Source organism: Arthrobacter endolithicus (genome assembly GCF_026627425.1).
In the GTDB taxonomy this organism is placed as follows: Bacteria; Actinomycetota; Actinomycetes; order Actinomycetales; family Micrococcaceae; genus Arthrobacter_M.
On record NZ_JAPNLH010000015.1, the window covers coordinates 45,393 to 69,951 of the forward strand.

Annotated in this window: 17 protein-coding genes; 4 read left to right on the top strand and 13 right to left on the bottom strand. The window is 65.6% G+C overall.

All coding sequences use genetic code 11. The annotated features are described in order from the left end of the window. Positions 1-42: 42 nt before the first annotated feature. Positions 43-201, bottom strand: coding sequence for a hypothetical protein (locus OS914_RS13380; protein WP_267546556.1), 159 nt, complete (start codon positions 199-201; stop codon positions 43-45). Here OS914_RS13380 and OS914_RS13385 point away from each other — a divergent pair. From OS914_RS13385 to OS914_RS13400, 4 genes are all read left to right on the top strand, one after another. Next, positions 200-1,018 carry a pyruvate, water dikinase regulatory protein gene (locus OS914_RS13385; RefSeq protein WP_267546557.1) on the top strand — a complete coding sequence of 273 codons (819 nt, stop codon included), beginning with the start codon at positions 200-202 and terminating at the stop codon, positions 1,016-1,018. The two genes, OS914_RS13380 and OS914_RS13385, sit on opposite strands and share 2 nt — an antisense overlap. A 148-nt stretch (positions 1,019-1,166) precedes the next feature. Further along, the gene (ppsA, locus tag OS914_RS13390) at positions 1,167-3,575 is read left to right on the top strand and encodes a phosphoenolpyruvate synthase (protein ID WP_267546558.1); all 2,409 of its coding nucleotides are present in this window, start codon (positions 1,167-1,169) and stop codon (positions 3,573-3,575) included. Positions 3,576-4,172: 597 nt separating this feature from the next. After that, entirely contained in the window at positions 4,173-6,815 is a 2,643-nt protein-coding gene (locus OS914_RS13395; protein WP_267546559.1) for a PD-(D/E)XK nuclease family protein, read from the top strand. Then, a complete protein-coding gene (locus OS914_RS13400; RefSeq protein ID WP_267546560.1) occupies positions 6,812-10,027 on the top strand; it encodes a UvrD-helicase domain-containing protein in 3,216 nt (1,071 codons plus the stop codon). The genes OS914_RS13395 and OS914_RS13400 overlap by 4 nt, the downstream gene beginning before the upstream one ends. 271 nt (positions 10,028-10,298) lie before the next feature. Here the strand turns inward: OS914_RS13400 and OS914_RS13405 are convergent, their stop codons facing one another. The 12 genes from OS914_RS13405 to OS914_RS13460 all read right to left on the bottom strand — a co-directional run bounded on the left by OS914_RS13405 (position 10,299) and on the right by OS914_RS13460 (position 24,496). Further along, on the bottom strand, positions 10,299-11,108 hold the full coding sequence (locus OS914_RS13405; RefSeq protein WP_267546561.1) for an SDR family NAD(P)-dependent oxidoreductase: 810 nt from the start codon (positions 11,106-11,108) through the stop codon (positions 10,299-10,301). A 130-nt stretch (positions 11,109-11,238) separates the two neighbouring features. After that, positions 11,239-12,297, bottom strand: a complete 1,059-nt coding sequence (locus OS914_RS13410; protein ID WP_267546562.1) for an LLM class flavin-dependent oxidoreductase — start codon at positions 12,295-12,297, stop codon at positions 11,239-11,241. Between the two features lie 95 nt (positions 12,298-12,392). Continuing rightward, entirely contained in the window at positions 12,393-13,457 is a 1,065-nt protein-coding gene (locus OS914_RS13415) for an alpha/beta fold hydrolase (protein WP_267546563.1), read from the bottom strand. 4 nt (positions 13,458-13,461) lie between these two features. After that, positions 13,462-14,322, bottom strand: coding sequence for a 3-hydroxybutyryl-CoA dehydrogenase (locus OS914_RS13420; RefSeq protein ID WP_267546564.1), 861 nt, complete (start codon positions 14,320-14,322; stop codon positions 13,462-13,464). After that, positions 14,319-15,071 (bottom strand): enoyl-CoA hydratase/isomerase family protein, encoded by a 753-nt coding sequence (locus OS914_RS13425; protein WP_267546565.1) that lies wholly within the window; start codon positions 15,069-15,071, stop codon positions 14,319-14,321. The genes OS914_RS13420 and OS914_RS13425 overlap by 4 nt, the downstream gene beginning before the upstream one ends. Next, complete coding sequence (locus OS914_RS13430; RefSeq protein ID WP_267546566.1) at positions 15,068-16,240, bottom strand: acyl-CoA dehydrogenase family protein; 1,173 nt, start codon at positions 16,238-16,240, stop codon at positions 15,068-15,070. The genes OS914_RS13425 and OS914_RS13430 overlap by 4 nt, the downstream gene beginning before the upstream one ends. 107 nt (positions 16,241-16,347) lie before the next feature. Next, on the bottom strand, positions 16,348-18,429 hold the full coding sequence (locus tag OS914_RS13435) for an acetate--CoA ligase family protein (RefSeq protein WP_267546567.1): 2,082 nt from the start codon (positions 18,427-18,429) through the stop codon (positions 16,348-16,350). Next, positions 18,429-19,265, bottom strand: coding sequence for an SDR family NAD(P)-dependent oxidoreductase (locus OS914_RS13440; protein WP_267546568.1), 837 nt, complete (start codon positions 19,263-19,265; stop codon positions 18,429-18,431). Before OS914_RS13440 ends, OS914_RS13435 begins: the two co-directional genes overlap by 1 nt. Further along, positions 19,262-21,109, bottom strand: coding sequence for an ABC transporter ATP-binding protein (locus OS914_RS13445; protein WP_267546569.1), 1,848 nt, complete (start codon positions 21,107-21,109; stop codon positions 19,262-19,264). The genes OS914_RS13440 and OS914_RS13445 overlap by 4 nt, the downstream gene beginning before the upstream one ends. Further along, positions 21,106-22,005, bottom strand: coding sequence for an ABC transporter permease (locus tag OS914_RS13450; protein WP_267546570.1), 900 nt, complete (start codon positions 22,003-22,005; stop codon positions 21,106-21,108). The genes OS914_RS13445 and OS914_RS13450 overlap by 4 nt, the downstream gene beginning before the upstream one ends. Then, positions 22,002-22,976 carry an ABC transporter permease gene (locus OS914_RS13455; protein WP_267546571.1) on the bottom strand — a complete coding sequence of 325 codons (975 nt, stop codon included), beginning with the start codon at positions 22,974-22,976 and terminating at the stop codon, positions 22,002-22,004. Before OS914_RS13455 ends, OS914_RS13450 begins: the two co-directional genes overlap by 4 nt. After that, complete coding sequence (locus tag OS914_RS13460) at positions 22,973-24,496, bottom strand: ABC transporter substrate-binding protein (RefSeq protein ID WP_267546572.1); 1,524 nt, start codon at positions 24,494-24,496, stop codon at positions 22,973-22,975. Before OS914_RS13460 ends, OS914_RS13455 begins: the two co-directional genes overlap by 4 nt. Positions 24,497-24,559 lie beyond the last annotated feature (63 nt).

The following is a 24,559-nucleotide window of genomic DNA, read 5'->3' on the forward strand; positions in this document are numbered from 1 at the left end:
GTGCCGGAGACATTCAGGAACCAGGGGCCGCTGGCCAGCCGCTCAGGTTCCGTCGGCACCGGAACCAGCCTGCCGCCGTCGTGCCTCACCCACATCAACGAGTTCCGCGGCAGGCACCCGGCCCGCACGGACGCCGAGCACCCCACCGGAATTAAACTCCGCCGTCGGCATCGCCGCGACATTGGGGGAGAATGCGTTCATGACTGATGACATTCCCCGCCCGGTGTACTTCCTCTCGGACAGTACGGGCATCACCGCAGAAACTCTCGGCAACACCTTGCTGACGCAGTTCCCCGTCAACAATTTTGACCGCACGACGGTCCCCTTCATCATGACCGTCGAACAGGCGCAGGCGGTCGTGGACACCATCGATGAACTCGCCGCCCGCGGCCCGGCACCGATCGTCTTTTCCACCGCCGTCGGCGGCGACATCCGCAGGACCCTGGCCCGATGCAAGGGAACGATGGTGGACCTGATCGGGACGAACGTCGGCCAACTGGAACGGGCCCTTGGCACCCCTGCCAGCGGCGAACCGGGCCGTGCGCATGGTCTGGGAAACGCCGCCCGCTATCAATCCCGAATGACTGCCGTCGAATACGCCATGGAACATGATGACGGTCAGAGCCTGCGGGCGTTGGAAAAGGCCCAGGTCATTCTGGTGGCCCCCTCCCGCTGCGGCAAGACGCCCACCACCATGTATCTGGCGCTGCAGCACGGCATCTTCGCCGCGAACTTCCCGCTCGTGGACGAAGATTTTGAACGGGAGGGGCTCCCGAAGCCATTGCGGCCGTTTGTTAAGAAGTGCTTTGGCCTTACCTCCAATCCCCTCCGCCTGAGCCAGGTCCGCACCGAACGCCGTCGCGGCTCCCCGTACGCCTCGCTGCGCCAGTGCGGCTTTGAGCTGCGCAGCGCCGAACTTTTGTATGTCTCGCATGGGATTCCCTACCTGAATTCGGCCAGCGTGTCTGTGGAGGAAATGGCTGCCACCATCCTGCAGCGGATGCAGCTCAAGCATTAGAGAAAAGTTTCACAAGTCATGCGTGGCACACGTCACATGGAAAACCTGGCGGAAACCTGCCACGGTGGACGGGGACGCTTTCCACCGGTGTTTGCCGAACACCGAGGCAGCGCCGCACATGCCGCCGCTTGCAAAGGAATAATGACCTATGACGACAGACATCCTGTGGTTCTCAGAACTCGGACTCAAGGACTTGGATCGGGTGGGCGGCAAGAACGCCTCTCTCGGTGAGATGGTGGCGAACCTGACCTCGGCCGGCGTCCAGGTGCCGGACGGGTTCGCCACCACGGCGGACGCCTATCGCAGCTTCCTGGCCGACTCGGGCCTGGATCGGACAATTGCCGACAGGCTGGTCGGCCTGGACACCGATGACGTGACCGCGTTGGCCGAGGCGGGCCAGGAAATCCGGACCCTGATGCGGCAGACGCCCTTCCGGCCCGAGTTTGAAGCCCAGATCCGCACCTCCTACCAGAAGCTGGTGGACAAGCACGGGGGCTCAACGGACCTTTCCTGGGCTGTCCGTTCCAGCGCGACGGCGGAAGACCTTCCGGATGCTTCCTTCGCCGGGCAGCAGGAAACCTTTTTGAACGTCCGGGGCATCGACAACATTCTGCTGGCCATCAAGGACGTGTTCGCGTCGCTCTACAACGACCGTGCCATCGCCTACCGGGTGCACCACAAATTCGAGCACGCCGAGGTGGCGCTGTCGGCCGGGGTCCAGCGCATGGTGCGTTCCGACATCGGGGCATCCGGCGTCATGTTCACCATGGACACCGAATCCGGGTTCCAGGACGCCGTCTTCGTCACCTCCTCCTACGGCCTCGGCGAGGCCGTGGTCCAGGGCGCCGTCAACCCGGACGAGTTCTACGTATACAAACCCGCTCTCGAGGCGGGCCGACCCGCCATCCTCAAGCGCGGACTGGGCGAGAAGGCGCTCCAGATGACGTACACGGCCAACCGTGACATCGGCCGCACCATTGATTTTGTGCCGGTCGAGGCTGCACTGCGGAACCGCTTCAGCATCACGGACGACGACGTCGAACAGCTCGCGCGTCATGCCCTCGCCATCGAGCGTCATTACGGGCGTCCCATGGACATCGAATGGGGCAAAGACGGAATCGACGGTGGCCTCTACATTCTGCAGGCCCGCCCGGAGACCGTGCAGTCCCGCCGGCCCGCGGGCCGGCTCAGCCGCTTCCTCATGAACGAGACCGGCCGGGTGCTATCTGAGGGCCGTGCCATCGGCCAGCGCATCGGCGCCGGCCGCGTCCGCATCCTCACCGCCATCGACCAGATGGCCGGCTTCGAAACCGGTGACGTCCTCGTCGCCGACATGACCGACCCGGACTGGGAACCGATCATGAAGCGCGCGTCCGCCATCGTCACCAACCGGGGCGGACGCACCTGCCACGCGGCGATCATCGCCCGCGAACTGGGGATTCCCGCCGTCGTCGGCACCGGAGACGTCACGGACATCCTCGCCGACGGCACCGAGGTGACTGTCTCCTGCGCCGAAGGTGAGACCGGGCTGATCTACGAAGGACTTCTGGACTTCAGTGTCCAGGAAACCGAGATCACCCAGCTGCCCGAGGCCCCGGTCAAGGTCATGATGAATGTCGGCACACCGGAGCAGGCGTTCGCTTTCGCGCAACTGCCCAACCACGGTGTCGGCCTTGCCCGGCTGGAGTTCATCATCAACCGCCAGATCGGCATCCACCCCAAGGCACTCCTCAACGTGGACGAACAACCGGCGGACGTGGCAGCGCAAATCCGGGAGCGGATTGCCGCTTACGACAGTCCGCGCGACTACTACATCAAGCGCCTGGCCGAAGGGGTGGCAACCATCGCCGCCGCGTTCGCGCCGCAACCGGTGATTGTGCGCATGTCCGACTTCAAGTCCAACGAGTACGCCAACCTGCTTGGCGGACCCGCCTACGAACCGCATGAAGAAAACCCGATGCTCGGCTTCCGCGGCGCTTCCCGCTATCTGGAGCCGTCCTTCCGGGACTGCTTCGACCTCGAGTGCGAGGCCCTGTCCTTTGTGCGCAATGAGATGGGTCTGACCAACGTCAAGCTGATGATCCCCTTTGTGCGCACCCTGGACGAGGGCCGCGGCGTGATCGACCTGCTCGCGGAGAACGGACTGCGCCGCGGCGAAAACGGGCTGGAGGTCATCATGATGTGCGAGCTGCCCGCCAACGCACTGCTGGCCGATGAATTCCTGGACCACTTCGACGGGTTCTCCATCGGCTCCAACGATATGACCCAGCTGACCCTGGGTCTGGACCGCGATTCCGCCATCGTCGCCGGCAGCTTTGATGAACGCAACCCCGCCGTCAAGAAGCTGCTGAGCATGGCCATCACGGCCTGCAAGGCCCGGGGGAAATACGTGGGGATCTGCGGGCAGGGGCCCAGCGACCACGCGGACTTTGCTCAGTGGCTGGTTGGCGAAGGCATCGATTCCGTGTCGCTGAACCCGGACACCGTGGTGGACACTTGGCTGCGCCTCGCCAATGCAGCAGCCGGCCCGCAGGAATCGGGCAGCATGACGTCCTAATGGCGTCCTCAAGGTCCTGCAGGTTGCGGAGGTGAGGACAATTCTTGAGTGTCGTGCGGTGGCCGGATGGTCGCTGGCGACGTTGTTCAAGAACCTGTCCAGCATGTCAGGGCTGAATTCGTTCAGCCGCACTTTTGCACGAGCAGGTGCGATAACGCGAGTCTAGGTGTCCTCCTGACCGTCGATGGTACGCTGCCCGGACCTCGGGTGAGGTGTCGTCGTCGACCCTTTCGAATGTGGAGGTAAGGTCCGGTTGAGCGGCCAAACGAGCAGCCAGTACGTCGGGGTAAAGCGACTCGTAGAGGCCCCGCACAAGCGAATGAGCGATTCAGTCCTCATTTGTCCCCCCCGCGAAATTGTTCCCTTGACCGGGCTAGCGGAGAGCGACGACATGGACGCGTGATGACGCGGAGGAAAGAGCAGTATTCGCCGTGCAGCGGCGCTGCGTTCATGGAGGCGCTCCGGCGATGAGCCGTGCGCGCAATAGGGCCACAGTCTGGGAGCCCGCCTCCGCATAGGGCGCGGCAGCTGCCACCATAATGTCGGACGCTCTGGATAGCGTGATAGAACGGCAGAGGGGCTATCTATGGGGGATACATGATTATTGAGTTTGGCTGGTTCCTGGACCGCGCGCCGTGGGCCTTCGCAGCGCCCGGCCTTAACCGGGTCCGCGTCGGCCGCAAGAACCTGATCGGCCTCCTGCAGACCCGCCTCGGTCTCACGCGGCCTGACACGCCGAACGCCGAGCGGGTGAGCCAGTATCTGGAGCGTCTGCAGAGCATCGACTCCCCGGCCGCGTGGTTTCACGCGTCCTTTGGCGTGGATGCCTGGTCCACGGCGCAGGAACTGCTCGCAGCCCGCGATGACGCGGTCTCCAACGGTTGGGACGGACGGCTCCCGGAGCCTCTGAACGGAGCGGACGACGACGGACCGTCACCGCTGCTGCACACGCTCGCTGCCGCCGAGCAAGCCGACGGCGGGCTGGCGCCGTCGCTCGCCGACGATCTCGTCGAAATCCTCGACGAACTACAGGCGTCGCCGCTGCCGCTGGGCATCGATGAGCTAGTGCTACAGCACCCAGAGGTAACCTTTCCCGCCGTTTGGCGGCGGCTCATTGCCGCGCTCCGCAGCCGAGGTGTCCACGTCAGCGAGGCTGCCCGCCCCGGAACGCAGCCACAGCTGACCATCCTGAACGCGGAGACTGAATGGGAGGCTGCCGAGCATACGGCCCGGTGGCTGGCAGCGGCTGACAACGGGCGCACCGCCGTCGTCTGTTCCGACTCCACCTCCGTTTTGGACCAGTATCTAACCGGCCACGGGCAGCCTCGTCTTGGGGTCGGAGCCCAGTCCCCGTGGCAGGCTCAGGATCAGCTGATTCCGCTGTTCTTTGAACTCATCTGGGCCCCCGTCAACGTGCACCTGCTCGTCGAGTTTCTGACCCTGCCGGACACTCCAGTGCGGCTCAAGGCAGGGCGCTTCCTCCTGCGCGCGCTGCGGGAGGAGCCCGGAACCGGCGGGGAAGCCTGGCAAAAAGCCGTTGAGGAAATCGCCGGTGACGCGGACCTCGGCCCCGCGCTGGCAGCCACCCTGGACACGGCGTTCAACACTGGACTGCTGCCCGCCAGCGGCACCGTGGACGGTCGGTCGCTGCTCGCCGCCGCGCAGTGGTTCGCCGCCGTCGTCAACGCACGGGCCGCCGTCGAGCCGCGGCTGCAGGCCACCGCGGCCCAACTCAAACGCGTGCTGGCGCTGCTGGAACCACTGCCCGACGTTTCGCGGCAGGACCTCCGGCGGATCATTGCCGCCGTCGTGACACCCGCCTCGGAATCCATCCTGCCCGCCGAAGCGGCACCGTGGCTGCGGCTCAACCACCTCGTTGAGCTCGGCGAGGACGTCGAGGATGCGCTGTGGTGGGGTTTCCAGTCCGCAACGACGCCCGCCGTGCAGCGTTGGGAAACGCACGACGTTCAGACCCTCGCCCGCATGGGTGTGCACCTGCCGTCGCCAGAGGAGCTCACTGCCCTCGCCGTCGAACAGTCCGTGGCCTGCGCCGGGCACGCCCGCCGGCTGCTCATCGTCCAAATCGCACAGCGCAACGGCGAACGCCTGAATGGCAACCCGCTGCTTGAGGGCCTGGTGGCCCGGCAGCCCTCGCCCGCCGGCCGCACAATGGAGCAGCGGATTCTTCACCGCAGCGTCGCGGCGATGACTCTCACGGGTGAGGACGGACACTGGGAACTGATGGGAAGGACCAGCCGACTGACCCCGGCACAGCTGCGCCGGCCGGAAGCCCCGGCCCCGGTGCTGGAAGTCGGCGCCAACCAGACCCTGATTCCGCAGACCCTTTCCTTCAGCCAGCTCAACACCCTCCTCGGATGCTCCCTGTCCTGGGTGCTCCAGTACAAGTCGAAATTGCGCATTCCCGACGCAGCCCAGATCCCGTCGGAAAACCGAATGCTCGGCTCCTTCGCGCACAAGGTCGTCGAGGTGCTGCACGGTCAGCTGAACGCCGAAAACCGCGCCGTGCCGTCCGCCGAGGAGGTGCGGAACACCATCGGGCAGCTCCTCCCGCACTTCGCCTCGGAGCTGCTGCTGCCCGGCGAAAAAGCGCGCCGGCATGCGGTGCAGAGCACGCTGGAGACCGCCGTCGCCACCTTTTTCGAGCAGCTGCAGCGCGGCGGAGTGGTGCTGCAGGGGATGGAAGAAGAGTTCCGCAAGGAACTCCGCCTGACCGCCGGCGGCACCGAACACCTGATCCCGGTGAGCGGCCGCGCAGACGCCGTAGGCATTGACGAGGCGGGTCACAGGACTGTGGTGGACCTTAAGTGGTCCAACTCGGATAAGTACCGCAGGGCGGAAATTCAGGACGGCGAGGCACTGCAGCTTGCCCTCTATCAATGGGCGCTGGGCGAGGGCGACTTTCCTTCTGACAACCCGACCGCGTACTACCTGTTCAAGCAGCGCAGCTTCGCCTCCGCCCACGGGCACTTCGGCGCCAAGCTTCCGCGCACCCAGGAACCCTCGGAACTTTGGCGGAAAACCGTTCGGGCCGCCGAATTCACCCTCGAGGAGGTCCTCGCTGGCCGGGTCACGGCAGCCAAACCCGCCGAGGATGCGCTGCCGGCGGAGGGCTTGGACGCTCCCGCCCAAGCCGCCGAAGCAGGACGTCTGTACGTCAAGCCGAACTGCCGCTACTGCAACTTCGGCACGCTCTGCGGCCTGAAAGGGGACTTCTCGTGAGCCGGCTGGATAACGTCACGATGGTTTCGGCGAGCGCCGGAACCGGCAAAACCTACACGCTGACAACTAAGATCGTGGAGCAAATCGAAGCCGGCGTCCCGGCTGCCTCGATCATGGCCACCACGTTCACCAAGAAGGCGGCCGGTGAGCTCCGTGAGCGGATCGCCGGCCGGCTGCTGGACCGGGCGTCCGAGGCCGGTGGGGGTACCGGCGCAGGCGGCGGAATGTCGGCACTGGATCTGGCGGCCCAGGAACTTGGCTCAAGCCTGATTGGAACGGTCAACAGCGTCTGCGGACAGCTGCTCCAGGAGTACGCCATCGACGCCGGCCTGTCCCCGGCCCTCGAGGTGATCGGTGAAGAACAACTGGACTCCATTTTCCGGCTGGCCACGGATGAAGTCCTCGCGGCGCATGCCCCGGAGATCCTGCCGGTGGCGCACCGGCTGGGCTTTGACGGAACAGGAGCGCGGGACGCGGCGACCTGGGAGGACACCGTCCGCTCCATTGTCGATGCCGCCCGGACAAATCTTTTGACCGCTGCCGACCTGCCGGCGTGCGCCGACCGGTCATGGGCCGGGCTCCGTCAGCTTCTGGACACACCCGGGGCTGACCGGCGGCCCGAGTGGCTGACCCAGCTGCGCGCTGCGGAATCCGAACTGGAGCAGGTGCTGGCCAGCGGGCTGATGCCCAATGGGAAAAAGGCCAACGTCACCAGCGCCGGCTTCCTGGACCAGCACCCCAAGCTGCTGGCCAAGCTCGCCACTCTGCGCGACGTCAAGGACGTTCCCTGGGAGGTGTGGCGGGGCTTTTGCTTAAGCAGCCCGGCGGGCCCGCTCAAGCCGATCTTTCTGAGCCTCCGGCAGGACATCCATGCGGAGCTGCTCGCCAACCCGGCTCTGCACGAGGACCTCGAAGGCTACATCCGAGGCGTGTTTGTCTGCGCCGCCGAATGCCTTGAGGCATATCAGGAATTCAAGGACGCCCACGGCCTGATGGACTTCGTGGACCAGGAAGCCCGAGTCCTCCAGCTGGCCCAGCGCAACGAGGCCTTCCGCCGGGCGTTCGCGGGGCGCATCCGTTTCCTGGTGGTCGACGAGTTCCAGGACACCAGTCCGCTGCAGCTTGCCCTCTTCCTCGAACTGAGCTCCCTGGCTGAGCAAGCCGTCTGGGTCGGCGACCCCAAGCAGGCGATCTACGGATTCCGCGGCGCGGACCCCGAGCTCATGGAAGCCGTTGTCAGGCAGGTGCCCCGCCGGGAACAGCTCTCCTACACCTGGCGGTCCCAGCAACACGTCATAGACCTGTCCAATACCGTCTTCGAGCAGGTCTTCGCCGAGCACGGGATGAGCCCGGAATCGGTGCACCTGGAACTTCCGCCCGGGCGCAGCGGCAACCCCGTCGGGCATCTTGAGGCGTGGACCCGACCCCAAACCAATGACGGCGAACGGCTCCGTGCCACAGCCGCGGGCGTCGCTTCACTTCTCGCGCGGCACCGCGACCTGCGCCCGTGCGACGTTGCAGTCCTGGCCCGGTCAAACGCCGACGTCCTCACCATCTCGGCAGCGCTCGATGGCCTTGGGCTCAGGGCAAGCCGCAGCGCCCGCACCCTGGGCTCCGCCCGGGAGGTGCAACTGGCCCGCGCAGCGATGGCTTACGTCGCCGACGCCTATGACACCGTGGCTCTGACGGAACTCGTTGCCATCCACCCGGGCCATCCGGACCACGGAACCTGGCAGCAGGAACTGCTCGCAACGCCCGGGCCCGCCGCGGTCCTTGCGTCCTGGAAGACGGCGCCGGTCCTGGCCACGCTAGGTGCCCTGCGCGCGGACGCTTCCTCAGCCTCTCCGACGGCGGTCTTCGAGGCAGTGGTCGGTGCGCTGGGTCTATCGGAGCTGATTGCGGGCTGGTCAACACCGGAGACACGACTACGCAATCTGGACGCACTCCGCGGCAGCATCGACCAGTATTACGAACGGTGCCTGGCCCTCCGCTCCCCTGCCACGCTCCGGGGATTCCTGGATTTCTTCGCCGGCGAGGAGCAGCAGTCCGCCGAAAACTCAGGCCCCGACGTCGTCAATGTCCTCACCTATCACAAGGCCAAGGGCCTCGAATGGAAGGCCGTCGTGCTTGAGGCGCTGGACAAGGACCTCCGGTTCTCGTCCTTCGGCCCCGCCGTCGTGCAGGACGTCGCACTGAATCTTGCCCAGCCGCTGGCCGGTCGCTGGGTCCGCTTCTGGCCCAGCCCCTTCCCCTATGGCGGTTCACCACTGGACGAACGCGCCAAGACCAGCAGCGTGGCCCAGGAGGCCGAGGGCCGCGAGCGACGGAACATGGCTCGTCTCATGTACGTCGGGATGAGCCGCGCCAAAGAAATCACCGTGCTGACCGGTAAAAACGGCACCCCCGCGCTCCTGAACAACCTCGGCGTCCCGGACCTCATGAGTTGGCGGGCCGAAACCGGGGACGATGCCGCCGACGCGGGCACCGGCGCTGGCGCCAACGGCGTCATTCTGGTCGGCGGCGATACCCGGCTCGCAGCGCGAGTGGAGACCTTGGAACCTGCAGCAGCAGTTCCTCCGGTCCGCACCTGGACGCCCCGCTACATCGATTTATCCCAGCCGCCGGCGGCGGTCCGCAAGGCCGCCCGCCTCAAAGCGAGTTCCCTCGGTTCTGCCGGGATCGGGGCTCAGGTTCACGCCGTCGCCGAGCTCGGACCGCGGCTTGCACAGCACGGCTCGGACGACTGGGGTGCCGTCGGCAGTGCCGTGCACGCCTACCTCGGCACCGAGTTCCGTTCGCTGAACGAAACCGCCCGGATACGTTCCGCGGAACGCCTGGTTCAGCGTTGGGGCGTGAGCCAAACCGTCCGCGCGGACCTGCTCCTGGCAGCTGGCGAACGCTTCGAGGCCTACCTCGACGCGGAATTCTCTGGCTGGAAACGCCACCGTGAGGCCGCCATCGGGTGGCGCCCACAGGGCCAGACGATGGAAGGCTGGATTGACCTGCTGCTGGAAGGGCCGGACGGGTACGTGCTGGTGGACCACAAAACGTACCCCGGCAGCGATCCTGTAGGCCACATCCGGGCCAAGTACCTCGGCCAGATGAAGGCCTACGCCGATGCCATCGAGGCCGCTACCGGCAAACCGGTCCAGCGAGTGCTCATGCATCTGCCGGCAGTTGGGAACGTCTACGAGGTGTCAGGACTAGGCTAACGGGCAATGCCGACGAGGGGGATTCGTGCACACTTCCCCTGCCGGCTGCACGGCTGGAGGTGCCAGAACAAATCCTTAGTCGCCCGTGTTCCCGGCGAGCTGGCGTGCCGCGGGCGGCGCGGTCTGGATGGCATAGCTCATGTGAGGCCGAGTTCGGCCTTAACTTCTTCCCAAGGTATTGGCGTTTGGCCGCTTTCAGTCATCTTCGTCCGGGCTTGGATGAGGGAACTGGTGCTCATCACACGCTCCCTTGTACGTCCCCAACGCCGGGTCAGCCGGCGGGGCTGTCAGGCAGCAGGCTTCGACGGTCCTCGGCGATCGAGGAGTGGCTGCTCATCCCGCCGTCGACCACCAGGCACTGTCCGGTGACGTAGCGCGACTCGTCGGACGCCAGATACAACATGGCCTGAGCGATGTCTTCCGCCGCGCCAATGAACGGCAGGGCGTTGTGCGAACGGATGGACTCGATAGCCTCAGCCGAGAGGTTGTCACGCAGCGCCGGGGTCATGATCGCGCCCGGGGCAATGGCATTGCAGCGCACGTTCTGCGCCCCGTACTGCGTCGCGACGTATTGGGTCAGACGGATCACCGCTGCCTTCGCCGTGCCGTAGGAGACCTGGAGGAAGTCCCCGGAAAGCCCGCCCACAGACGCGGTGTTGATGATCGACCCTCCGCCGGCGGCGATGATGTGCGGCAGCGCCGCACGCGAGCCGACCACGGTGCTGCGCACGTTCAGGCGCATGGTCCGGTCAAATTCGTCCATGTCCAGGCGCAGCAGGTCCAGGTCCTTGCGCGGGTTGCTGCCGCCGACGTGATTGCACATAATCTGCAGCGCGCCGAACTCCTGAACTGCCGCCTCGACGAGGGCGGTCAGCGACGCCTCCTCCATCGCGTCAACAGCGATCCCGAGGGCCCTGCCGCCGGCCTCGGTGATCTGCGCCGCAGCCGCTTCGGCCTGCTCCGGCTTTAGGTCGCCGATCACGACAGCGGCCCCTTCAGCGGCGAGCAGCTTCGCTGCCGCGAGACCGATCCCGCTTGCACCTCCGGTGATTACAGCGACTTTACCCTGGACTCGATTCATGGCTGACACCTCACACTTGGCGGTACTGGTGCATCCACGGTAGTCCCGTTGCGGCGGCCTGCACAGGCCCAGCTGGTCAGCTGGCGCCCCCGGGAAGGTACGGCGAGGTTCTGGAAGGGGACTGCCGCACTTATGCCGACGCCGCCGCCGTCCAGCCGAGCGCCGGGGCAATGTACTTCGCCACGTTGGCCAGCAGCTTGGCGTTGTACGCAACACCCAGCTGGTTCGGCACAGTCAGCAGCAGCGTATCGGCGGCCCGCACGGCTTCGTCGGCGGCCAGCTGTTCGGCCAGCGCGTCCGGCTCGCCGATGTAGCTCTTGCCGAACCGGGACATGGCGCCGTCAAGCACCCCGACCTGGTCCCGGCTGCCCGCCTGCCCCGACTGTCCGAAGTAGTAGCGGTCCTCGTCGTCGACCACGGGCAGCACGCTGCGGCTGACCGACGTCAGCGGCCGGCGCCCAGGGCCGGTGCCGGCACCGTTCCCGGTGTGGTTCCAGGTCTCGTGGAACAGCCGCAGCTGCTCGGCCTGGAGCTGGTCGAACGGTACTCCGGTGTCCTCGGTGAGCAGGGTGGAACTCATCAGGTTCATTCCCTGCTGGGCCGCCCACACGGCGGTTGCGCGGGTCCCGGCGCCCCACCAGATCCGCTCCCCCAGCCCGGGCGACGACGGCTGGACCGGCAGCAGGGCGGCCGGACCGCCGCCGTGGTAGCCGGTGCCCGCGCGGGCAATACCGGCACCGGTAAGGGCGTGCCGGAATTCTTCCGTGTGCCGGCGCGCCATTTCCGCCTGCGTCTCATCCTTCACCGGAATGTGACCAAACGACGCCGGGCCGTCAAGGGCGGGCTCGGGTGAGCCGCGGCTAATGCCCAGCTGCAGCCGCCCGGCGCTGATCAGGTCCGTGGCCGCGGCTTCCTCCGCCATATAGAGCGGATTTTCATAGCGCATGTCGATCACGGCGGTGCCCATTTCGATCCGGCTGGTCTTCGCGGCGATCGCGGCCAGCAGCGGGAACGGGGAAGCCAGTTGCCGGGCAAAGTGATGGACCCGGAAGAATGCGCCGTCTATGCCCAGTTCCTCCGCGGCCACGGCCAGATCGATGCTTTGCAGCAGCGCGTCCGCGGCGGTGCGGGTGCCGGAGCCCTGGAGCGGACCCCAATGGCCAAAGGAAAGGAAACCTATTCGCTTCATATGCTCTCCAACCCAGCGCACACGGCTGGCATTCCGCTGGATACGTAAAGGATGCTCAATTGGAGTGATCCGACGAACCAGCACCGGCAGCGGGCTCAGCCCCAGGCGGCCAGCCCCAGTGAACCCCCGGAGTCGAGGATCTCCTGGGCCCGGCCGGGGGTGGCCAGGATGGTGTTCCCGCCATCATTGACCACCAGCACACCGCCGAGGTGTGCCACATCGGCCAGGATCTGGTCCCAGTGCCGGTACTGCACATCATGTCCTTCACCGTCGTAAATCCGCTCCTCAATCACGTTCGGTAAAGCCGAACGCCACGTCTTCAGATGGGCGAGCGGGACGGTGGAGTCGGCACGGCCCCAATACAGAAAGGCCGGTGCGTGGACAGCGCCGAGTTCGGGCAGCGGAACGGTGCTATAGAGGTCGAAAGCCTGCACTAGGCCCTCCGGCGCAACGTCCCGCCCGCGGGCGAATACACCGCGGGTGGCCTCCTCGACCACCGAATCATCGAAGCCTGGAATCCGGTGCACGGGGCTGTCCGCCGGAAATTTCCACCAGGCCACCGGATCCGCGGCAACCGCCGCCACGTCATAGCGTGCGCCGGGTCCGTCCAGATACTCGGAGAAGGCGCACGCCAGGTGAAGTGAGCGCACCCGGCCAGGATGGGCAGCGGCCAGCTGGGCGGCGTATGGTCCACCGCCGGAGATCGCGACCACAGAGACCTTGTCGATGCCAAGACTGTCCAGCAGCGACCAGACGTCGGCCGAGTATTCGGCAAATCCGACCGTGGGATTGAACGGCGTCTGCCCCAGCCCGTTGCGTTCGACGGATAGCACCCGTACCTGCAGCTGCTCGCGCAGGGAACGCGCGAACTCCAGCAGGCCAAAGGCGCGCACGGTGGTACCGGCGCCGCCCAGGAACAGCAGAGGCTGCCACCCGGCATCCCCCTCATCGATGAAGTTCACTTCCCGGCCGGAGGCGACTACTGTGCTGTGCACCGTGGGGCCCAACGAATCAAACCCTTGTTGATGCACTGCGGTCACGTGTTCCGCGGTAGCCTGGGCCGCCGGCACCCGTGCCACGGCCCCCTGTGCTGCGGAGGGCTGTGATTCACTGCCTGGTGCTTCGGCCTTCAGCGATTCCTGCACCGATCCCATGGCCATCCCCTTATTCGTAGTTGTAAAATCCGTGACCGCTCTTACGCCCCAGCATCCCGCTTTCCACCATGCGCATCAGCAGCGCAGGCGCTGCATAGTGGGGTTCCTTGAATTCCTCGTACAGTGAGTTGGCCACGTGGAGCACGGTGTCCAGTCCCACCAGATCGGTCAGCCGCAGCGGTCCCATTGGGTGGGCACAGCCGTTCACCATCCCCGCGTCTATGTCCGCCGCCGAGGCATGGCCGGCTTCGACCATGCGGATTGCGGAGAGCAGGTACGGCACCAGCAGCGCATTGACGACGAACCCGGCGCGGTCCTTGGCGTAAATAACTTTTTTGCGCAGTGTTCCGGCGGCATAGTCGCGGGCGCGTTCGAGTGTTTCTGCGCCGGTGAGCAGCGAGGAGACCAGTTCCACCAGGTTCAGGACCGGTACCGGATTGAAGAAATGCAGGCCCACGACTTGGCCGGGGCGCGACGTCACGGCCGCAATTCGGCTGATCGGTATGGAGGACGTGTTGGAGGCCAAAATGGCATCCGGGGCCCGCACCGCCGCGTCTATACGGCGGAAGGCAGCCAGTTTGAGTTCCGGGATCTCCGGCACCGCCTCGATCACCAGCTGCCGGTCCGCGAAAGCCTCAATCCCGGTGCTGAAGCTGACCCGTGCCAGCGCGGCATCCCGGTCCTCGCCGCCGAGCTTGCCGGCCGCGACGGCCTTATCCAGGGACTGCGTGAGCCGCGTGCGGCCGTTGGCAACGGCGGAGTCGTCAAATTCAACCACGACGACGGCGCTCCCGGCCCGCGCGCAGACTTCGGCAATACCGGCCCCCATCAGCCCGCAGCCAAGCACTCCCACACGTTCAATCCCGCTCACTTCCCCTCCTCCGCCGATCTGTTCAGCGCCGCGTAGGCCAATTGCTCTATCAGCAGCGAGGATGCGGAGGAGGACTCCGCGGCGGCATCGATGGCGGCCTTCGTCCAGGCGACGGCCAGAGCTGGCTGCGCGGCCAGGAAGCCGGCCCGTTCCAGCGCCACCGGCATAACCTCACCGGCGGCCACCACCTCACGCACCAGCCCGAGCCGGTACGCCTCGGTGGCCGGAAACCGCTCCCCGAAGAGGATGATTTCCCGCGTCACCGCCGCCCCCACGGCCCGGACCAGACGGGTCAGGCCCCCTGAACTGGGCAGGATCCCGAGTCCCACCTCGGGCAGGCCGAACTGCGCGGTTTCGTCGGCAATGCGGATGTCGCAGGCCAGTGCCAGCTCAAAGCCGGCACCCAGACAATAGCCGGAAATAGCGGCGACCGTCGGCTGCGGCAGCCGGGAAACGACGTCGTACACGGACCCGCTGCCCCGGTAATAGGCCGCGATCCGCTCCGGTGTCATCTGCGGCAGCTCGGACGTGTCCGCACCGGCGGAGAAAGCCCGGGCAGATCCGGTGAACACGATGGCGGCCGCGGAACCGACCGCCGGCGAGCGCAGCACCTCCAACAGCTCCTGCTCCAAGGCTGTGGAGAGCGCATTGAGTTTGGCCGGCCGGTTCAGCTGCAGGACCACCACCTTGCCGTGGTCCTGCAGCTGAATCAACGGTTCGGTACCACTAGGGTCCGGGATTTCTGTCACCGCGGCACCGCTCCGGCGTAGCTCAGCAGACCCTCGGCCCCGCGCTTGTTGATTTCATTGCCGATGATGATGGTCTGGATCTCCGAGGTGCCCTCCCAGATCCGGTCCACGCGCAGTTCGCGCCACAGCCGTTCCACCGGGTTCTCCCGCATATAGCCGCGGCCGCCGAAGATCTGCAGGGCGTTGTCCACACAACGGTTGGAGGCCTCCGACGCACCAAGCTTGATCACCGCGGCCTTAGCATTGAGCAGCTTGCGGTCCATCCCCTGGTCCGCCTCCCATGCCACCTGGTAGGTCAGCACCCGGTTGGTCATGATGTCCACAGTGTTCTTGGCCAGCATGTTCTGGATCAGCTGGAAGTCCAGGATCGGCTTGCCGAACTGCACCCGCTCCTTGGCCCATTCCGCCGCCAGCAGGGTGGCTCTTTCGGCGGCGCCGATGGTACGGGCTGCGATCATCAGCCGCTCCTCCACAAACCAGTCCCGGGTCAGCTCGTAGCCTTGGCCGATCTCGCCCAGGATCTTGTCCGCCCCCACCCGGACGTCTTCGAAAAGGAACTCCGGGTGCTCGTAGACGAAGGTGTGGGTATACCGCGGGACCCGCTTGACCGAGACGCCGGGCAGGTCCTTATCCACTAGAAACATGGTGGGTGCGCCGTCCACGCTGGCCAGCACCAAAATGAAGTCGGCCACATCCCCAATGGTGACAAAAAGCTTTTCACCGTTTATCAGGTAGGAATCCCCGTCCTTGACGGCAGTGGTCTGAATATTCTGCGGGTCTGAGCCCGCCTCCGGCTCCGTAATCGCCACCGCATCGCGCCGCTCGCCGCGGATTTCCGGGATCAGGTATTCCTCGCGCTGGGCCGGGGTGCAGGCCTTCAGCGCGTTCGCCGGTCGCCACATGGTGTCCCAGAGCGCACCGGTAAGCTTGCCGACCTCCTCGGAGACGATGGCGTGCTCCAGCACGCCTAGTCCGGCACCGCCCCATTGAGTCGGCATGTTGATGGCGGCCAGGCCGTGGTTGATGATCAGCTGTTTGACCTTCACATGCTGCTCGGCGCTCAGGCCGTTGTTCATTTCGCAGTCCAGCTCGTACTGCATCATTTCATTGGTCCAGGCGATGGCGCGCTGCTTGAGTTCGATCTGCTGCGGGGTCATTCGGAAGTCCATGGGAATCCGCCTTCTGTTCGTATGACTGATTGCTTAGCTTGGTTTTGGGGTGGGCGTACAGGGGGCCGGCCGGCTCCTGCCCTGCGGGCCGGCCACGGCGGGGACGTTCAGTCGAGCACTATGCGTGCGTCCAGGGCGATGGCCCGGTCCGGCGTCGCTGCGACCGGGTTGCATTCAATTTCGCTGATTTCCGGGTGTGCGGCAGCAAGTTCGGAGAGCCGGGCAACGACGTCGGCCGCGGCATCCACGTCCACCGGAGGCCGGCCGCGGGCGCCCGTCAACAGGGCAGCGCCGCGCAGCGAGAGCAGCAGATCGCGGGCCTGCGCGGACGAGACGGGGCCGAGCGCGCAGCGGACATCGCGCAGAATCTCCGCGAAGACGCCACCGAGGCCCACCAGCACAATCGGACCGAAGCTTCGGTCGCGTCTGACTCCCACCAGCAGTTCGACGGCGCCGGTCAGATCCGCCATTTCCTCCAGCGAGCACGACGGCGGCGCAAGCCGGTTCTGTACGTCGTGCCAGGCGGCCAGCAGACTGTTGGCGTCCTGAAGGCCCAGGATCACCCCGCCACGGTCGCTCTTGTGCTCGTCGCCGAGCGCCTTGAGGACCAGGGGGAACTTCAGCCCGGCGGCCGCGGCCAGCAACTGTTCCTTGCTGCTGACCTCCACGGCCGGGACGAAGGGAATTCCGGCCCCGCTCAGCAGCCGGCGCGAGGCGTAGTACCCGGTGTCCGTAAGCGGATCGGCAGGTCGGGGCAGCTCGGGGACCCCGGTTGCCGGCTCGGTGTGCCGCCGTACCAACCGCCCCAGCGCCCAGGCCGCCTCCTCAATCCCCCGATATACCGGAATGCCGCCGTCCCGGAGGGTATCCGCGGCCGCGGACTGCCAGTTCATTGTCTGCACCACCACGGTTCCGCCGCCGGCCCTGGTGGAGCCGGCCATCTCCCGGGCGGCGTCGATCTCGCGGGCCGCCAGTTCGGGCCCGTAACTGCCGTAGCCGCCGAAGTAGCCGCTCATCAAGGTGGCATCAACATCCGCGCTGCCGGTGAGGTGGTCCAGGACCCGGGCGAAGCACATGATGTCCTGCTCCCCGCCCCCTGCCACATCCACCGGGTTGCTCACCGCGGCCGTCGGCGGCAGTTCCGCGGCCACCGCGGCCTGCAGCGCAGGCGGGAATTCGACGACGTCAAGCCCCTGTGCCGCCGCACTGTCGCTGGCAACCGAGGCCTGCCCGCCGCCGTCGGCGAACACGGCCGTCCGGGCTCCCCGCGGTACCTTGCTGCGCACCAGCGCCTGCAACAGGTGCGCCATCTGCGCCGGAGACGAAACCTGCTCGATCTTCGCGGCGCGGCAGGCGGCCTCCACAACGATCCCGGAGGACACCATGGCCCCGGTGTGGGATTTGGCGTTGCGCACCGAGGCATCGGTAGCACCGACCGTCAACAGCACAACGGGTTTGCCCGCCGCTGCGGCACGGGCCGCGGCGCGGGCGAATCGGCGGCCGTCACGGAAATCCTCGCAGTAAACGGCGATGGCGGCGGTGCCCTCGTGCGTGGCGTAGGCGTCAACCAGATCCGCGGCATCCAGATCCGCTTGGTTGCCCAGGCTGGCGAAACGCGAGACGCCCATGCCATGGTCCACCAGCAAAGTGGCCAGTTCGAGAGCAAGATTTCCGCTTTGGGAAATCACGCCGATATTACCTACCGGGAATTCGTTGGAGGCAAGGGTCAGTCCGCTGCTGTGGTCCAGCACTCCTAGGCAATTGGGGCCCAGCATCCTCGCTCCGGCAGCACGGACCTTCGCGGTGATGCGCTGCTCCAGTCTGCGGCCTTCCTCGCCAGCCTCGCCGAGCCCGGCACTGATGCCGACGATGGCACGGGCACCGGCGGCGAGCGCGTCGTCAACCGCTTCCTCGAACCCGGACACCGGGACCGCAATGACGGCCAGATCCACCTGGCTGCCGACGGAAACCACGCTCGGCGCCGCGGCCCTGCCCAGGACGGTCGCCCGGGTACGGTTGATCAGATGTACCGGTCTGTCACCTTTGAGCGCCTGCACGGCGATCCAGTTGCCGTATTTGCGGGTGTCGTCACTGGCACCGATGATGGCCACCGCGTTGGGTGCGAAGAGGGCATCCAGATTGCCTACGGTACTGCTTGAGGTGTTGATGTTCCCGATGGTGATTGTCATCAGAGCTCCTTTGCTGGAACGGGACGGCCGGAACCCCAGGCATTGGCTCCGCCGTCAATATCTATGGTGGTCCCGGTGATGTAGCGGGCGGCGTCGGTGGCCAGGAACGTAATGACCTCCGCAACGTCGCTGGGTTGGCCGAGCCGGCCCAGCGGGACACCCTGCTCCCACTCGAGCCGTGCCTGGGCGGAATACTGGTCCAGGCCTTCGCTGATGATGCTGCCGGGTGCGACCGCAACGGAGCGGATTCCATAACGGCTCCACTCCAGCGCCAGCCCGGACGCCAAATTTTCCACAGCTGCCCTGGCCGCGGTGGCATGCACCATGCCCGGGATGCCGCGGTGCGGTGAGAATGCCATGAAAACGATGAGCCCGGACCTGTTGGGAATCATGCTGCGCGTGGCCACCTCACGGGTGACGTTCCAGACCGACTCGACGGACAGCCGATGGACAGCCCGCCAGCCGTTCACACTGATCTCCTCGGCCGGGGCCTGGAATTGGCCGCCGGCGTTGTTGACCAAAACATCGATCCGGCCAAACGTTGCCAGCGCCTGATCCACCAGCTCCGTCACCTGCTCGGGCTCCCGGATGTCACCGGCCACTGTCTGGGCCTCACCCCCTGCCTGGCGGACCAGCTCGGCGGTTTCCTTTAACAGCGCCTCACGCCGCCCGGCCAGCACCACTTTTGCTCCGGTCCGTGCCACGGAAAGGGCTGTTGCCCGCCCGATGCCGGTGCCCCCTCCGGTGATCAGCACGATTTTATCCGCGAGTGCCTCGGGGTGGAAGCTGGACCGCACGGTTGGTTCTTCTGCCGGAGCGCTGCGCAGACCCGTCACAGCGCACGCGCCTGAAGCTCGTCGGCGGCAGTGGGGCCCGCCCCGGCAGCTGCCGTCCGCGGCCCGGCGTACAGCCGGCTGGGCAGTTGGAAGTTCGGCGTGGCCTTCATCAGCGAGCGGGTGTAATCATGCTGCGGGTTGGCAAAAACGTTCGCCACATCCCCAAACTCCACAATCCTTCCCTGTTCCAGGACAGCTACCTGCTGGGCAATGTTGCGCACCAGGGCAATGTTGTGCGTGATGAACAGCAGCGTCAGCCCCATCTCGGCCTGCAGGCTCCGGAGCAGATCCACCAGTGAGGACTGGACCGAGACATCCAGTGCGGAAGTAATTTCGTCACAGATCAGGACCTCCGGTTCGGTGGCCAGGGCGCGGGCGATCGCAACACGCTGGCGCTCACCGCCGCTGAGTTGGTCCGGATACCGCAGCGCGTGATCGGGCCGCAGCGACGCACGTTCCAGCGCGTTGCCCACAATCTCGCGGGAATTTTTGACCCTGCCGCGAACGGCAATGACGGGCTGCAATATCAGCTCCTCGACGGTGCGGCGCGGGTTCAGGGACTCGTACGGGTTCTGGAAAATATACTGGACCCGGCGGCGTTGCTCCTTGCTGCGCTTGAAGCTGCTGGCGGCCAATGGCACCCCGTCCAGCAGCAGTCCGCCGGTGAAATTGTGGTGGAGCCCGGCGATGCAGCGGCTCAGGGTGGTCTTACCGGAACCGGATTCACCCAGTAGAGCTACGCAATCACCGGTGTAGACGGACAAATCGATATCCTGCAGCACGGTGTTGCTGCCATAACCCGCCTTGAGCGCCTTGATCTCAATGGCAGGCCGTCCCGAGGCACCCCGGGCCGAATGTGCGCGGTTCGGCTGCGCAGCGATCGCGGGCAACGGCGTATCTGCCTTGAAGCAACGCACGCTGTGGCGCTCTCCCACGTCGGTGACGCCGGGCGGGGCCACCGTGCAGCCGGCATCAGCGAGCGGGCAGCGGGGTGCGAAAGCACAACCCTGCGGCCGGGCCAGCGGCGAGGGCGCGTTGCCGGGAATGCCGACCATCGGGCGCTTGGCTTCCAGATCCGGTACCGCCAGCAGCAGCCTGGCAGTGTACGGATGCGCCGGGTTGGCGAGGACGTCAGCGGTACTTCCGATCTCCACGATCCGGCCCGAATACATCACTGCGATCCGATCGGCCAGTTCGGCCACCACCGCCATGTCGTGGCTGATGTACACGGCGGCACAGTCATAGGTCTTACACATGTTCCGGACCGTCTGCAGGACATGCTCCTGCGTGCTGACGTCCAGCCCGGTGGTGGGTTCGTCCATGACAATCAGGGCCGGCCTGGCAGTGAAGGCCATGGCGACTGCGACGCGTTGCTGTTGGCCGCCGGAAAGCTGGTGCGGGTAGCGGCGCAGGAACGCGTCGTCGTCCGGAAGCGCAACCTCGCGGAGCACCTCCCGCACCCGGTTCAGCACCGTCTCGTGGTCACCGGCCAGGCATTCCGCCAGCTGGGTCCGGATGCGCAACGCCGGGTTCAGGGCCGACGCCGGCGACTGTGGAATGTAGGCAACAGTGCGGCCACGCAGTTCCCGCACTTGGCGCCAGTGCAGGCCGGCCAATTCCTTGTCCCCTACGGTGACGCTGCCGCCGTCGACCTTTGTGCCTTCCTTGCAGTAGTTCAGCAACGCCAACCCCAGGGTTGTCTTGCCGGAGCCGGATTCGCCGACCACTCCAAGGATTTCTCCGGGTCGGACCTCGACGGAGAGTTCGTCGATAATAGCGGCCATCGAGGGGACGCCGATGATTTTCAGTTCCTCCACCACCAGAGTGGGTGCGCCGGTGCTCATGCTTTGACTCCTTCGTCGCTGCCGATGGCCGCCTTGGCCAGGCCATCCGTGACAAGGTTGGTGCCAACGGTCAGTAGTGCGATGGCAATGACGGGCAGCGCCACCGACCACGGTGAAATGGTCAAGGCGATCCGGTTTTCGTTGATCATCAGCCCCCAGTCCGCGGTGGGCGGCTGCAGGCCAAGACCCAGGAAACTCAATCCCGCTACCAGACCGATCGAGTACGTCAGCCGCAGGCCAAATTCAACGGCCAGGGTACTGCTGATATTGGGGACAATTTCACCCACGAGAATCCGCCAGCGCGGGATACCCACCGATTCTGCGGCCTTGATGAAATCGCGTTCGACGACGGAGAGCGCAGCTCCGCGGACCACCCGGGCCACGCGTGGCAGGTGGCCCAGACCGACCATCACTACGAGCAGCCACAGCTGCGGGCCGATGATGGACAGGAACAGCAATGCCAGCACGATCTGGGGGAACGCCAGGGCAACATCGCCTGTGCGCATCAGCGCCTCGTCTAACCAGCCGCGGCGATACGCTGCGATCACCCCGGTAAGTGCGCCCAAACCGACCCCGAGGCCGGTGGCCAGCACGGCCAGAATCATGAGCGTCTGGCCGCCGGCCAGGAATCTGGAGAGGACGTCACGGCCCAGGTTATCCGTCCCGAACGGCCCTCCAACGCCCGCCGGGGAAAATGGCGCTGCCACAAACTCGGTGGGCGAATGCGGCGTCAGGTAGGGTCCGAGGAACGCCACCGCGAAGACCAAAATGCTCAGCACCAGGCCGATCACCGTCCGCTTGGACTTCAAAGACCGACGAAGCAGCCCTTCTTTACGTGCTGCACGCGATGGTGCCACGGACCTGGAGATAACCGAACCGGCCGTACCGTTGCTCACTGCGCTGTCCTTACTTTCGGGTTGGCCGCCAGGGTCACGACGTCGGCGAAGAGGTTTACGACGACGTAAAAGAGTGCGATGACGATGACCAGGGACTGGACAACCGGCAGGTCCCTGTTGGTCACCGCATCGATGAGCTGGAAGCCGATGCCGGGGAAGCGGAAAAGGTACTCCACGATGACAACGCCTCCGATCAGCCACGCCAGTTGTAGGGCCACCACCTGGGCGACGGGTCCGATCGCATTGGGAATGGCGTGCCGCCAGATCACGGTCCGCTCCGGCAGGCCTTTAAGCCGCGCCTGCTGGACATACTGGCTGTCGAGGACCTCAAGCATGGTGGCGCGCATAATGCGGATGATGTACGGAGAGACCGCCAGTACCAGGGTCAGAACCGGTAGAACCAGCTGAGCCGGATTACTCCAGACCTGTTGGCCCGGGATGAGCACGAAAACCGCCGGGAAGAGGTGCAGGAATCCGGTGGCCAGCAGCAGCACCAGCAGCACTCCGACCACGAATTCCGGCAGCGAGGCGAGCACCAGGGTGATCACGCCGGTAACGTGGTCTACCGCCGTGTCTTTCTTCAGCGCACTCCAAGTGCCGATGAAAACGGCGAGCGGAATGGCGATGACGGCGGCGCAGAGCATCAGGACGCTGGAGTTCAACAGCATCGGCGCAATCGTCTGGACCACAGGTTTGCCGCCCGCCAGCGATATACCCGGATTAAAAGTGATCAGCTTCCCCAGCCAGGCGAAATACTGCTCCGGCAAAGTGCCGCCCAGATGGAGCTGCTCGCGCAAGGCGGCCAGCCGCTCCGGTGTCGCCTCGCGGCCCAGGATGGCCTGGGCCGCGTCCCCGGGCAGTGCCTGCGTGGCCACGAAGACCACGATCGACACTACCCAGAGGGTAAAGAGGCCGAAGAGTGAGCGCCGCAGAAGCAGCCGGCGCATCCCCCCTGCGTTTGCTTTTGTCATTTGTTCAACCACACGTTGCGGAAGCCGAATGAGGTCAGCGGGATACCGCTCTTATCCGGGGTGAATCCGTTGACGGCGGAAGTGTAGGCGTCCACGCTGTTCGGGAAGCCCCAGATGATGTAGCCACCGCGGTCGAATTCGATTTGCTCGGCTTTCTGGATCAGGCCGCAGCGCGTGGCCTGATCTGTCGCCGCATTGGCCTGCCCGACCAGGTCGTTCCACTCCTTGTCATCCCAGTGGGTCTCGTTGTAGGGCGAACTGGTGAAGCCGGATGCCGCGGTCTGCGGCAGGTAGTCGCGGGTAAACCAGAAGTCCTGGGAGAACGTCCACTTCGTGTACTGGTCCCCGTAGAACTCCCCCGGATCCACCTTCTTAACATTGACAGTTACGCCGGCCGCCTTCGCCTGCTGGGCAAATACCTGGGCCGCTTCGACCAGCCCGGCGGCCGCGGCCGACGTCACCAGGTCCACGCTCAGATTAGACTTTCCGGCCTCAGCGAGCAGCTGCTTGGCCTTGTCAATGTCCTGGTTGCGCTGGGCGACGTCTTTTGGAAAGCACGCGTCGAACGGTGCATACATATCGTTGCCGATGGTGCCGTGGCCGCCGAGGACCTGGTCAACCATTTGCTTGCGGTCCACGATCAGTCGGAAGGCCTGCCGGACCTTCGGGTCGTCAAAGGGTGCCTGGTCCACGCGCATGGTGAACGGCAGCCACGAGCCGGTGGCCGATTCGAGCACCTTTAGCTGCGGGTTGGCCTGGACCACATTGACCTGGCCCAGCGGCAACTGGTCTATGGCGTCCACCTGGCCGCCGAGCAATGCGTTTACCCGGGCCGTATCATCGGGGAAATCGATGATGGTGACCTTGTCCAGGTATGGTTGTCCGGCCCGCCAATAGTTCGGGTTTTTGGCGAAAGTGCTCTGTTGGCCCGGGGTGAAGCTCTCCGTCATGAACGGGCCAGAGCTCACAGGATTCTTGGGATCGTAGCCGATCGGCACGATGCCCGCGTTGTATTGCGCGATGATATCCGTGAAGGTGGCAAAGGGCTTGGTAAACGGAAAGACGATGGTCTGCGCATCGGTTGCCGTCATGGCATCCCGCTCCAAGCCGGCTAATGCCGTGGCGCCTGCCTGCGGATTCTTCGGATCCGTGATGCGCTTGAAGGTGAAAATGACGTCGTCGGCGGTGATCGGTTTCCCGTTGCTGAACTTCAGGCCAGCACGCAGGCGCACGGTCCAGGTCTTTGCATCGGCGGAGGGCGTGATTTTCTCCGCCAAAGCCATTTGAACCTTGTGGTCGTTGTCATAGCTGGCGAGCGTTTCGTAGAGCTGGATGGCCCGGGCTTCATCCGGGTGGGTGACCGGTGCATGGGCATCGAGAGTGTCCTTGGCGGATCCCCCGACAATGCCGACACGCAGGGTGCCTCCGGTCTTGGGCGCAGATCCGGCGCCGACATCCGCGGTGGGAGTACCGGCTGAGGAACAGCCTGTAAGGCCCATCAGTGCGACCGCTAACGTCACGGCGGTTAGTGTTTGAAGACTCCTGAAACGACGGTTCGCGGTCATAGACTGTGACTCCTGCGG

Excerpts from the sequence above, each read along its gene's own strand:
- OS914_RS13385 (WP_267546557.1), top strand. The coding sequence starts at position 200 with ATGACTGATGACATTCCCCGCCCGGTGTACTTCCTCTCGGACAGTACG.
- OS914_RS13380 (WP_267546556.1), bottom strand. The coding sequence starts at position 201 with ATGAACGCATTCTCCCCCAATGTCGCGGCGATGCCGACGGCGGAGTTT.
- ppsA (WP_267546558.1), top strand. The coding sequence starts at position 1,167 with ATGACGACAGACATCCTGTGGTTCTCAGAACTCGGACTCAAGGACTTG.
- OS914_RS13395 (WP_267546559.1), top strand. The coding sequence starts at position 4,173 with ATGATTATTGAGTTTGGCTGGTTCCTGGACCGCGCGCCGTGGGCCTTC.
- OS914_RS13405 (WP_267546561.1), bottom strand. The coding sequence starts at position 11,108 with ATGAATCGAGTCCAGGGTAAAGTCGCTGTAATCACCGGAGGTGCAAGC.
- OS914_RS13410 (WP_267546562.1), bottom strand. The coding sequence starts at position 12,297 with ATGAAGCGAATAGGTTTCCTTTCCTTTGGCCATTGGGGTCCGCTCCAG.
- OS914_RS13415 (WP_267546563.1), bottom strand. The coding sequence starts at position 13,457 with ATGGCCATGGGATCGGTGCAGGAATCGCTGAAGGCCGAAGCACCAGGC.
- OS914_RS13430 (WP_267546566.1), bottom strand. The coding sequence starts at position 16,240 with ATGGACTTCCGAATGACCCCGCAGCAGATCGAACTCAAGCAGCGCGCC.
- OS914_RS13435 (WP_267546567.1), bottom strand. The coding sequence starts at position 18,429 with ATGACAATCACCATCGGGAACATCAACACCTCAAGCAGTACCGTAGGC.
- OS914_RS13445 (WP_267546569.1), bottom strand. The coding sequence starts at position 21,109 with ATGAGCACCGGCGCACCCACTCTGGTGGTGGAGGAACTGAAAATCATC.
- OS914_RS13455 (WP_267546571.1), bottom strand. The coding sequence starts at position 22,976 with ATGACAAAAGCAAACGCAGGGGGGATGCGCCGGCTGCTTCTGCGGCGC.